This is a genomic window from Oceanobacillus sp. FSL K6-0251 (assembly GCF_038004725.1).
GTDB lineage: Bacteria > Bacillota > Bacilli > Bacillales > Amphibacillaceae > Oceanobacillus > Oceanobacillus oncorhynchi.
Genome location: NZ_JBBORS010000001.1, coordinates 1511234 through 1522838, shown reverse-complemented (window position 1 = coordinate 1522838; position 11605 = coordinate 1511234). Strand labels below are relative to the sequence as shown.

The window sequence follows — 11605 nt, the reverse complement described above, 5'->3', positions numbered from 1 at the left end:
ATAAATTTCTTTAAACCACAGGAAAAGCAGGTAAATCATCCACAAAAGCAGAAATATCCTGTTCCGCTTCCTCCTCCGTCACTAAACAAGCATCCAATGACGCCGCAATCCCTTCCTTATCCATCTCACTGCCAATCAAAACAAGCTCTGTCATCCGATCCCCGGCCTGCTCATCCCAGTCCTCAAACAAAGCGGGGTCCTGCACTTTTAATGCTTCCTGTTCTGCTTCCGAATAGCTTGCCAGCCATCTGCCGGCTCCTTCCAGTGTCATCATTGAACCTGCCTGAGACAAAAACCCTGCTACATTATTTCTGGTGACTAACCAAAAGAAGCCTTTCGCCCGGAGGATTTCCTTCGGCCAATTTTCCAGCCAACCTTGAAAACGCTCGGGATGAAACGGTTTTCTGCTTCGATAGACAAAGGAGCTGATTCCATATTCTTCTGTTTCCGGAATATGCTCCTCATTCAATTCCTTTATCCAGCCGGCGCCATGCTTTGCTTCTTCAAAATCAAACTGACCGGTTTGAAGCACCTGTAACGGGTCTACTTTCCCGAAGGCCGCTGTGATAAATTTCGCATCCGGGTTTAATTTATAAAGTAAGCTCTTTAATGAAGTAATCTCTTCCTCCATCATCTGATCTGTTTTATTTAAAATAATCACATTGGCAAATTCAATCTGGTCTACCAGTAAATCGACAATGCCTCTTTCATCGTCCTCAGCGACTTCCATCCCGCGGTCCATCAATAAATCCTCTGATTGATAATCCTTCCAAAACTGATGTCCATCGATGACCGTTACCATCGTATCAAGCTGAAAAAAGGCATTTAAGTCGATTCCCAATTCATCATCCGCATAGACAAAGCTTTGCGCAACTGGAATAGGTTCCGACACACCGCTTGATTCAATCAACACATAATCGATATCAAGTTTTGCTAATTTTTCCAGCTCTACAATTAAGTCTTCTCTTAATGTGCAGCAAATACAGCCATTAGTCATTTCTACCATATTTTCTTCCGTACGGATAAAGCCGCCTTCTTTTACCAATTTGGCATCCACATTTATTTCACTCATATCATTCACGATAACGGCTATTTTCAATCCTTGCTGATTTTGAAGCAGATGATTCAGCAGGGTTGTTTTCCCTGCACCTAGAAATCCGCTTAACACCGTTACTGGTATTTTCTTGCTCACTTTATTTCACACCTTTCTTACAGATGAACTGGCTGTAACCGTCATTCTGGAAATGACAGCATTACAGCCAACTAAACGTCTTTATTCCTATATTTTTTTCTATATATAAAGAAGCTTCCTCTCCGCCAATGAAAGATTCACGTTCTTTCCTTGTCCAAATAAACACGGCTCGGTGTCGTCCCTTGCTGATACAAGTACTTTCCACTATACCCTTCCGTTTTTTGATCCACTTTGGCAATAACCAGCTGGCAAACTCGCATTCCGGCCTGCAGCTGAACAGGCACGCGATTTGCATTAAACAATTCCAGTGTAATTTGTCCAGAAAATCCCGGATCGATCCAGCCTGCATTTTGAATAAAAACACCGAGCCGACCGATCGAGCTTCTTCCTTCCACAAAGGCAGTTAACTGTTCTGGGAGACCAATTTGTTCCAATGTTGTTCCCAATAGAAAACTTTGCGGCGGAATCGTGATGATTTCTTGCTCTGCTATCTTGATTTTCCGATAATCTGCTGGTTGATCAACCGATAAATAAGGCGTAGACAAGTCATCAACAACTAAAAAATCTTTCCCCAGCCGCAAATCAATCGAAGCTGGCTGAACACTTAATTCCTGAAAAGGGGTAATTGTTAACTGCTTATCATCAACATACTGTTTTATCGTTTGTCCGGATAAAATCATGCCTTCGCACTTCCCGATAGCTGCCATGGAAATGGATTTCTAAACGCGGTCCAGTCCTCATCCATTTCTGTTTCACTCAACAAGCAGCGTTCTAAATCCTCCGTTATCTGCTCCTTATCCAAGTCCATGCCAATGAATACCAGCTTGGTATGGCGGTCTCCGAATTGCGGATCCCACAGCTCTCTGACCTCCGGATTATTCTCGAATATTTCCCTTTGCTGGGCTTTTGGCAGCGAATCGACCCAATAAGCTAACGGCTCCACCTCGACAGAAGGGCCTGCCTGCGATAGCAATAAGGCTAGATTATTATGTGTCGCACACCAGACAACGCCTTTCATGCGGACAATTTCTCTTGGCAAATCCTGATACCAGCTTACCAGCCGTTCCGTATGAAATGGCAATCTGGACCGGTATACAAAGGAACTGATCCCGTATTCTTCGGTTTCCGGCGTATGATTTTCCACGCCTGCATTTAATTCCTGTAACCAGCCGGCTGACTCACTTGCCTTCTCAAAATCAAACAAATTCGTATTGACAATTTCCTGTAAATCGACCTTACAATGCTGCGTGCGGATGATTTTTGCTTCCGGCTGTAAGGTACGAATCACCTTCTCCAGCTTTTCTAAATCCTCTGCTTTGACTAAATCCGTTTTATTGAGAATAAGCACATTACAGAATTCAATTTGGTCAATTAATAAATCAGCAATATTTCGTTCATCTACATCACTGACCGCCTGTTTCCGGTCAAGAAGCGAATCGCCTGAACCGAAATCGTGCCAGAAGCGGTTCGCGTCAACAACGGTAACCATGGTATCCAATCGGCAATATTGGGTTAAATCAATATCCATCGTTTCATCAATATAAGAGAAGGTTTGGGCTACCGGAATCGGTTCACTAATCCCGGAAGATTCAATTAGGATATGATCGAATTCTCCCTGTTTCACCAGTTTTTCCACTTCCACTAATAAATCCTCCCGCAGTGTGCAGCAGATGCAGCCATTAGACATTTCAACCAGCTTTTCCTCTGTCCGTGAAAATCCTCCTTGGGATTGGACCAGCTCACTATCAATATTGACTTCACTCATGTCATTGACGATGACCGCCACCTTTAACCCTTCCCGGTTATGTAAGACATGATTTAATAACGTTGTTTTTCCAGAACCTAAATACCCGCTTAATACCGTAACAGGAATCTTCTTCATGTATTCATCCTCCTCTTTTTAAAATATGAAATGTAATCCTCCAGCAAGAATTGCTGCACTGACAACACTGGTCAGCATTTGCTTTCCGCCAATAGACAGGGAAGTCCTCCAGCCGAGTTCCTTCCCAATTGTAAATAATGTCACCAGACAGGCGGAGAGTGTCGATGCCAGATAGACAAGAATAAAAATCTGGCTGAGCGGCATCTCCATCAATAAGCTGCCCTGCCCTTCATTTAAGATAAGCAGACCGTCTTTTCGAATGAAAGAAAATATCAGCCCCGGCGCCGCATCTACAGGTAAGGAAAATAAATAAAGTATCGGCATCGCAAGCCAATGGAGAAGAGATAATATATTCATAGCCTGGAGCACAGATGCCGCCAGACATATTATTAAAAATATCGGCATTGCCTGCAGTAAAAATTGTTTAACCGAACTGGCTACCTTCCATGCAAATGCCTGCCAGTTTATTTTTTGAATATAAGGAAGCGGAGCAATACGCGTTAAATTATCTGCCTCATTCCGATTCCAAATTCTTGTATGGATCGCTCCAACGATAAATAAGATAAATAGATATGGAATAAATAACAGCGGGACATGTGCCGCACTAAAGATAGACAGCGTTGCTCCGATTTGATAACTGCATGCCGAGCCGAATGCAATCAGTGAAACACAGCTCGTGCGGGTGCAGCTGCTGCAGCCCCGGCTTTGGAAAACCGCCACAACATTACACCCGAACCCCGTGATAACCGGAAGCAGGTCCCTTCCCGTCAAACCAATTTTACGAAGCCATGGATCCAGTGCACGTGTGACATGCTCCTGTATACCTGTCTCCTCGGTAAGACTTGTCATCACACTGATCAGCAGTACAACAGGAAAAGCCCACAGAAAGGAATAAGAGCCTAGCGTAATCAAGCCGTAATCACCTGTTAATACCTCCGCCAAAAAAGAAGGAGCCTGATTGATCCAGCCTGTAATCGGGTCAAGAACATATTGATCAGCTATCGGCTCAAGCCAGCTGACAAATAAATAAGCACCCATGACAGGGACAGCAAACATTCCTAAAATAAAGAAGCAAGCCAGGATTGGTCCGGCAATCGGCATACGGAATGCCGGAATTAATTGATTAGCTGTATCGCCCGAATCAGGAAGGAAGCTTAGAATACTTTTAGAAGCTCCCCAGACTTCAGCCTGTTTAACACCCGCAATCACTGCTTCCTGATCCTGCTCATCCATTTTTCTTGTATTTACCCAGATAACGGGAACCTGTACTAATTCCTTTATTCGATTTTGTTCAGACTCGGGTGGTAAATACTTATCTCGATGTGTTGCAACAACTGCAATCCTTTTGCCTTTCAAATTTAGTTCGTCCTGCAGCTCGGTCAATTCTTCCTTTAAATTAGTGGCTTTCACAACTAATAAAATCGTTTTATCATCCTGAAAATGGTCCAGGGTAAGCTGTGTATTCTGGCTGTCCATATCAAATTGCAGCCCGGGAAGATCTGTTAGACGGACATCGGGATGTAATTGACAGGAAGCTTTCAAAGCAGCAATCGTGGACCCTTTTACATTCCTGGCAACAGCACTTTTTTCACCTGTCAGCGCACGGAACAAACCCGACTTCCCAACCGATTCACTGCCAATCAGCACCACCTCCTCCTGCGTAAGGGAAAAGGCTTGAGCCTGCTCTAGCATTGGCACATCTCCCCGCACATGGAAAGGTCATCCAGATAGAAGTTTTCTTGTCTATACTCTTCCAAAATGGATAAATCCAAATCCAGCTGTCTTCCAATCGTTTCTGCGATTACCGCAAACCGCTGGCGGAATTTATAAATATAACAGAAGATATGACTGCCATGCCGCAATTCTGGACCTGCCAAAAACAGTCCGCTCACTGCTGTTGATTCATCCTGCTCATTCACAAGTACTTCGTTATGCTTCCCGCGTGACACTAAATTCTCTATTTGCTTCGTGCTGCCAGTAAAGCCTGTTGCCAGAATAGGTCTCGCCTTTGTAAAATATACTTTTCCATCCTTCGTATAGACATCGTAGCCTGAAGAATTTTCTTCTATCTTTGCGACAGTTGTATTACCTGTTACAGTTAATAAACCCGCATCGAATAAGGGGCGAACCCGATTGTAAGTATAGGTGGACAGCGCAATACTTGGATCACTGCTCTCCACTTCCCATGTATTCGTTCTGGCAATCACTCTCGTCTTTTTACCAAGCTGCCCTAATTGATAGGCAGCATCCATGCCGCTTTCATAACCGCCAATGATAAGAAAATCATCTCCATCGAGCTCCTGCCAGGATGAAATCATACTGTTGTGGATTCCCAAATCCGCACCGGGGAACGGCGTTACATCAGGAAATTGGTATTCTCCCCCAGCCCAGACAACATAGCGGCTTTGATAAATTCCGTCTGACGTATTTATAGAAAAAACGGTGTCTTTTTTATCTATGTGATTCACCTGAACCCCTTTTTTGATTGAAATGGCAAAATGATTTGCCACTACCTCCAAATATTTCGCATAAGCTGGTCCTGTGGGATGCTCCATATCAAGGGTATAAGCCGGTGACGTTTTCGGAACGATGGCGTTTAAATCGGTTTGACCAAATCCTTGCGCCGGGAATGATGGCGTAATAAAGCGCATTTCCTCCGGCCAGCTTTGAAAAGAAGCACCAACATCATCTTTTTCTAAAATCAGACAGGATGCATTCATTTGCTTGAGTATTGCCGCAACACCAATACCTGAAGGGCCTGCCCCTACAATAACGACATCATATATTCCTTTCATGGTTACCCTCCTCAAATCGTAATGATTACGGTTTTATATTCAAAAATTAAGCAAGGCAATATTGAAAGCCTTTTTCCAACTCTTGATGGTCAAGATGCTTTCCAATAATAACAACCTCGCTTTTGCGCTTTTCATCCTTTGTCCATACATCACCTTCTGTACCTGCAAACAGCATATGCACTCCTTGAAACACCACTTTTTGCTCCATTTGTTTAATGGAAAGCACTCCTTTATAACGGTAGAGGCTTTCTCCTTTGATACGAACTAAGTAAGCAAACCATTTATTCACTTTGTCCAAATCAAGCGGGCGTTCATCTTGAAATACAAAGGATGTCACGTGATGATTATGATGATGGTGATGCGGTTCTGTCAGCAGTTCGGGATCAATGTTTAAGGCATAATCTAAATCAAACGATTTTTTTCCGATTAATTCTTTGGTATCTACGTTTCCATATGTCGTATAAAACTGATGGGCATTTGGATTCATATGCGTTAACTGTGCTTCCAGCTGCTTTCTTTCGTCTTCTGTAATCAAATCGGTCTTGTTCACAAGCAAAATATCGGCAAATGCAATCTGCTGCTCCGGCTCCTCTTCCTGCAAATGCTGCTCGATATGCTTCGCATCGACCATCGTGATTACGCTGTCGATTTCAAAGGTATCAGCCATCTGCTCATCCATCAAAAACGTTTGAATAACTGGAGCCGGATTCGCCATGCCCGTTGTTTCTATGACAACCCGGTCCACCTTTTCTTTCTGCTTCATTAAATCAGTTAGCAAGCTGATCAAATCACCGCGTACATTACAACAGATACAGCCGCTGTTAATTTCAACGATTTCTTCCTTTGTTCGTATCACTAATTGGCTATCAATCGATGTATCACCAAACTCATTAATGATCACAGCAGCCTTCTCATTGGGCATATCGTGCAGCAGTTTATTTAACAATGTTGTTTTCCCGGCTCCTAAAAACCCAGTTAGAATCGTTACAGGGATGGGGCTTTCTTGTGACAATGCGTTTCCTCCTTATCCATGAAAGAAAAAACAGCTTTCCGCCAAGTATCCGTTAAAAGCTGTTTTCTTTCCTATCTTATATCGTGTGGTACATGAAAATACAGCGTCAGCTTAGATGATACTGCTGCTTAGATAACTGCATGATTTGATTACCAGCTGGCTTTCTTCACGCCAGGAACTTGTCCTTTATGCGCATATTCTCTAAAAGCAATACGGGACATGTTGAATTTACGCATATATCCGCGTGGTCTGCCTGTAACCTCACAACGGCTTTTCAAACGGGTTGGTGAAGAATCCCGAGGCAGTTTACGAAGCGCTTCATAATCTCCTTTTGCTTTTAGCTCTCTTCTTAGCTCTGCATATTGTGCAACCATTTGCTGGCGTTTTTTCTCTTTTGCAACTTTTGACTTTTTAGCCATTTTACACTTTCTCCTTTCAATAGTACTCTTTATTTTGTATTTCTTAATAAATTTAAATCGTAACGATTACGAATGGAATTTATTATAAACTATTTTATTAAATATGTAAACAGTAATTATTACGTTTTAGTTTTTTTATCTGATAGCCTCAAAGGTTAACCCTACCTGTAATAAAAAATTTGTGCAATAATTAATAGAAGGTTCCTGTTCCAGCTGCGAACATTAGAATCGTCAAAGTAAAAAACCATGGACACCTGCCCCCAAGTAGAGTCAGATATCCATGATTGATAAGCTGCTTTATTTCATTGTAACGCCGCCGTTCGCAGCAATAGACTGCACGATAACAAAGCTTGAGGATTAACTGCTTAGCCGTAATACCGCATCAGCAATTTCATCATCCTAACCTGCTGTTCGGATTCTCCTTCGCTCAACCTTGGAAATGCTTGAATTCCGACGAAGGATAGGATACGGCCACTCCTATTTCTATATAAATTTTTGATTCCCATGTCTTTTTTAAACAACCATCTATTTTAACAGCAATCTCTCCCAATTAGGAATAAGTGCAGAAAAAAAGAATCGGATTAACCTTTTCATAGTAATCCGATTCTCTCTCTATGCATGTTTCTCGCTATGAATTACTTCCACTAAATGTGACTCTGACTTTGTATGGCCATGGATATCACAATAATACACGACGGTTTTTATTTTATGAAAAACATCACAGGTGCGTGTTTCCCTGAGGAAATTTTTCCAATAAGTATATTCATGTGTGTCAACGTGGATTATTTCATAATTAGTGCTTGATATTTCCCAATTGTGTTCTATTTCATCCGTCGTCGTGTCTCCCTCAATAATTTCTGCTCCTGCTTTAGGCAACCCTATTGAGAAGTATAGAATAAGCGTAAGCCCTATTGTAAAAAAAACATTTCTCAATTTTATCAGCCCTTTTATCATTTTATTTAATTTAATAATTCTTCTATGTAATTTAACCAAGCAAATGAGAAATATACCCCTTATACGACAAAAATGGAGAGATGCCCGACACTGTAAAAACAGTATCATGATTATTTATGAATCTGTTTTTTTATAGAAAAGAATACCTCCGGCGGCTTGTTGCTGTTATCTCGTTAATGTCGGCTGTATAATTTTTAATTTTTGGCAGCTTTCGTGATACTTGTTTCTAAAGCAACCGTTAAAAAGTATTTAATAATTCTTATCTTCAAATCCCTCTCACAAATCACATAATATTCGTACTAATTCACTCAAAGCAGCAGTACCAAAAATCATTCGATAACGTTTTTCCAACCTAGAAAAAGATTTTACACAATACAGATGCAAAAATATTGTAATCATGCGGTACTCTTCTGGAGATGATTTTGCATTTGCTTTAGCTCAAGGGTTAGAAAGCTAATCCTAATCATTTATAAACCGTGATGTGGTTAGTTCACATCACGGTTTACTATAATTTCTAATATAGTTTTTTTATCTTCATCCATACAATATAGGAGATAGTAAACGTTGATTATTCTTCCTCTTCATTATCACTATCACCATCAGAATCCTCAGCTTCTTCGTCGTGATCTTCTTTGACTTCAAAATAGGAATCTAAAACACGTTCCCCAACTTTTAAGTTAATCTGATCTCCTTCACCAATTCCAACATGCGGTACAACTACTGCAAAAGCAATTTCCGGATCATCAAATGGTGCATAGCCGACTAAGGTTAAATTATTGAGGTCAAACCGCTCTCCATCAACAAATTCCGCTGACTCTGCTGTCCCTGTTTTTCCTGCCGGGTTATATGATTTATCATCGAAATAATCATTACCTGTTCCTTGTGACCCTTGATAGGAAAGACGAAACCCGTCCTGCACACGACTAATTTCATCATCTGTCATCTCAATTCGGTTCATCGTCGTTGTATTGGACGAATAATACAATGGGCCAAGCTCATCCATGGAAGCAACTGGATCACGGGCTTCCTTTAAGAAATGAGGCTGAACACGATAGCCATCATTCGCAATCGTGGATACATACTGAGCAAGCTGCATGGTCGTATACGTATCATACTGCCCGATGACAAAATCAAGCAGATTCCCTGGATTATCAGGAACCTGTCCTCTTAATCCAGTACTCTCATATGGAAAGTCCACTCCTGTAGTCGAACCGAGTCCGAATTGATTAAAATAATTTTGCAGGGTTTGCAACGTTTCACCCATGTTTATATCTAAATTGGCATTTCGCGGCATCGGATGACGATAGTCTCCCCCTAACCGCAAGGCAACATAGAACATATAAACGTTAGAGGACCTTTCCAGTGCAGTTAAATCATTTACCGTTCCCATATCTTGAACCGACCTTTTCACTTCCGATCCTGCCAGCCGCATCGGTGCATCGTTAAACGTTTCCCCGGGAGAAATAACTTCGGAATCATAACCTGCCAGAATTGTTGCCCCTTTAATACTGGAACCAGGCTCATGCGCGTTAGCCAACGCTGTAAACCCGGCATTATTATTATATTCATCATTCTCGGTATCATATTCTACACCAGAAGTGGCTAACAGTTCTCCCGTTTTCGGATTCATAACAACAGCATAGGCATTGGTTGCAAACCGATTTTCATATGGGCTGCTTGCTTTCATGGATTGAAATTCATCTAATAAAATATCATCCACTTCCTGCTGAAATTCTAAATCTGTCGTTAATACTAAATCTTTTCCCCGTTCGCCGTCCACAATCGTTTCTGAACCGATAATCGATCCATTTTGGCTTGTCGTATATTGGATTTGTTCCTTACGACCGCGAAGGAAATCTTCATATTGCTCCTCAAGTCCACTTGTACCAACACGATCGTTTCTGCTGTATCCCATTGTTAAGTAAGCATTCAAATCCTCTTCAGGAATACCTTCTTCCTGACTGGAGACGTTGCCTAGAATACTAGTTAACGTGTCTCCATTTGGATAAACGCGGTCCCAATCTGTACTGGCATTGATTCCAGGCAGTTCATCTAAATTTTCCGCTACAGCTGCATATTCCTCGGCTGTGACATCTTCATTTTTGACAACCTGCGGGGTTAAAGCATAGGCACTATCCAATTCTTTTTTTATCGCAATAATCTCTAATTCATCATCTGTAAAATCGGAAATTTCTTCATCTGTGATTAATTCCAGCGTGGCATCATATACCTCGGAATTCTCCATTTCTTCTGTATTGACCGTCTCTAGCCGCTCTTCTATCTCTTCCTCATGATGCAATAGATAATATTCTCTTCTATCTCTGTCTGTTATTCGATCGATGGTTTGTTCATCACCCATATCGATATATTGCGCCAGCTTTTCAGCTACTTCCAGACGCTCCTCTGCTTGCACATCATTCGAAGGTGTGTACGTAATAGAATACATTGCTTCATTATCTACAATAAGTTCTCCATTGGTATCATAGATTTTCCCCCGGGGTACGGGTACATTCGTTGTATCTAAATTCGTCCTCTGAATTTCATCTTGATACGATTCTCCATTTAAAATCTGAACAACACCTAACTGAAGTACGAGCGCAGAAAATAATAGGAAGATGGCAAAAAAGAGGATATTCATACGTATAGAGAGCGGGGCTCGTTTTTTCTTATTTTTTTTGTCTGCCACTTTTCCCCTCCTTGTTCTATTTCAAGTATATTATCAATATGATATCTTTCTTGAAATACTTTGTCAGCTGATTGAGCAACAAATTTAAAATAATTCATTCTGCTGATTATTCCCATTTCAGATTGTAAAGCTCAAGTAAGTACATATCAAGTTAACCAATCCGTTTTAATGTTTTCAGAAATTTCTTTTTAATATTGGTACGCTTTTTCATCTATTTAATACCTCTTTCCTTGTATAAATAAACCCTGTTTTATAAAAAATCCCTTTATAAGATATGAGGCAGTTATTTTTCTAACGAGAACCTGGCCTATGGGCAATTCAGCAGCGTTTTTGCTCATCAGGGTTTAATGAATTCCGAAGGGCACCGTGAGAATATATTGCAGGATAACTTTACTGAATTAGGAGTTGGTGTCGATTTTAATGATGACAATCAGCCATTTTTCACAGAGAATTTTTTAAATGATCAGTGGTTATACTAACGCCCAAACAGCTATTTAAAAGGGTGACATCCATTGGTTCTGGAAGAGAAGAAATATATTTACTTTGAATTTGCCTTTGCTCTTCTCTTCCTACATATAATGATAATAAATTATTAACGCATCTGCGTTATAAGCTTTCCTTACTAGAAGAATCGCCATATTTTAAAGCAAATACTTTGAAATTTT

8 protein-coding genes and 1 pseudogene are annotated in these 11605 nt (G+C 41.0%); 1 reads left to right on the top strand and 8 read right to left on the bottom strand.

Going from position 1 to position 11605, the window contains the following annotated elements:
- Positions 1 to 10 precede the first annotated feature (10 nt).
- The 8 genes from MKY45_RS07805 to MKY45_RS07770 form a co-directional block, all read right to left on the bottom strand.
- Positions 11 to 1192 carry a GTP-binding protein gene (locus MKY45_RS07805; RefSeq protein WP_256705972.1) on the bottom strand — a complete coding sequence of 394 codons (1182 nt, stop codon included), beginning with the start codon at positions 1190 to 1192 and terminating at the stop codon, positions 11 to 13.
- Between the two features lie 137 nt (positions 1193 to 1329).
- Complete coding sequence (dcd, locus tag MKY45_RS07800) at positions 1330 to 1872, bottom strand: dCTP deaminase (protein ID WP_193065013.1); 543 nt, start codon at positions 1870 to 1872, stop codon at positions 1330 to 1332.
- Positions 1869 to 3074 (bottom strand): GTP-binding protein, encoded by a 1206-nt coding sequence (locus tag MKY45_RS07795; protein WP_042532814.1) that lies wholly within the window; start codon positions 3072 to 3074, stop codon positions 1869 to 1871. Before MKY45_RS07795 ends, dcd begins: the two co-directional genes overlap by 4 nt.
- An 18-nt stretch (positions 3075 to 3092) precedes the next feature.
- Positions 3093 to 4766, bottom strand: a complete 1674-nt coding sequence (locus MKY45_RS07790) for a nucleoside recognition domain-containing protein (protein WP_256705971.1) — start codon at positions 4764 to 4766, stop codon at positions 3093 to 3095.
- Positions 4760 to 5869 carry an NAD(P)/FAD-dependent oxidoreductase gene (locus MKY45_RS07785; protein ID WP_042532809.1) on the bottom strand — a complete coding sequence of 370 codons (1110 nt, stop codon included), beginning with the start codon at positions 5867 to 5869 and terminating at the stop codon, positions 4760 to 4762. The genes MKY45_RS07790 and MKY45_RS07785 overlap by 7 nt, the downstream gene beginning before the upstream one ends.
- 46 nt (positions 5870 to 5915) lie before the next feature.
- Positions 5916 to 6881, bottom strand: coding sequence for a CobW family GTP-binding protein (locus MKY45_RS07780; protein WP_193065017.1), 966 nt, complete (start codon positions 6879 to 6881; stop codon positions 5916 to 5918).
- 149 nt (positions 6882 to 7030) lie between these two features.
- On the bottom strand, positions 7031 to 7300 hold the full coding sequence (gene rpsN / locus MKY45_RS07775; RefSeq protein WP_040984215.1) for a 30S ribosomal protein S14: 270 nt from the start codon (positions 7298 to 7300) through the stop codon (positions 7031 to 7033).
- Between the two features lie 1522 nt (positions 7301 to 8822).
- Positions 8823 to 10940 carry a peptidoglycan D,D-transpeptidase FtsI family protein gene (locus MKY45_RS07770; RefSeq protein ID WP_319022577.1) on the bottom strand — a complete coding sequence of 706 codons (2118 nt, stop codon included), beginning with the start codon at positions 10938 to 10940 and terminating at the stop codon, positions 8823 to 8825.
- Positions 10941 to 11230: 290 nt separating this feature from the next.
- On the opposite strand from MKY45_RS07770, the pseudogene MKY45_RS07765 reads away from it, so the two are divergent.
- Positions 11231 to 11419, top strand: a pseudogene (locus MKY45_RS07765) (CAP domain-containing protein); the annotation flags it as partial.
- Positions 11420 to 11605: the final 186 nt, after the last annotated feature.

Excerpts from the sequence above, each read along its gene's own strand:
- dcd (WP_193065013.1), bottom strand. The coding sequence starts at position 1,872 with ATGATTTTATCCGGACAAACGATAAAACAGTATGTTGATGATAAGCAG.
- MKY45_RS07795 (WP_042532814.1), bottom strand. The coding sequence starts at position 3,074 with ATGAAGAAGATTCCTGTTACGGTATTAAGCGGGTATTTAGGTTCTGGA.
- MKY45_RS07790 (WP_256705971.1), bottom strand. The coding sequence starts at position 4,766 with ATGCTAGAGCAGGCTCAAGCCTTTTCCCTTACGCAGGAGGAGGTGGTG.
- MKY45_RS07785 (WP_042532809.1), bottom strand. The coding sequence starts at position 5,869 with ATGAAAGGAATATATGATGTCGTTATTGTAGGGGCAGGCCCTTCAGGT.
- rpsN (WP_040984215.1), bottom strand. The coding sequence starts at position 7,300 with ATGGCTAAAAAGTCAAAAGTTGCAAAAGAGAAAAAACGCCAGCAAATG.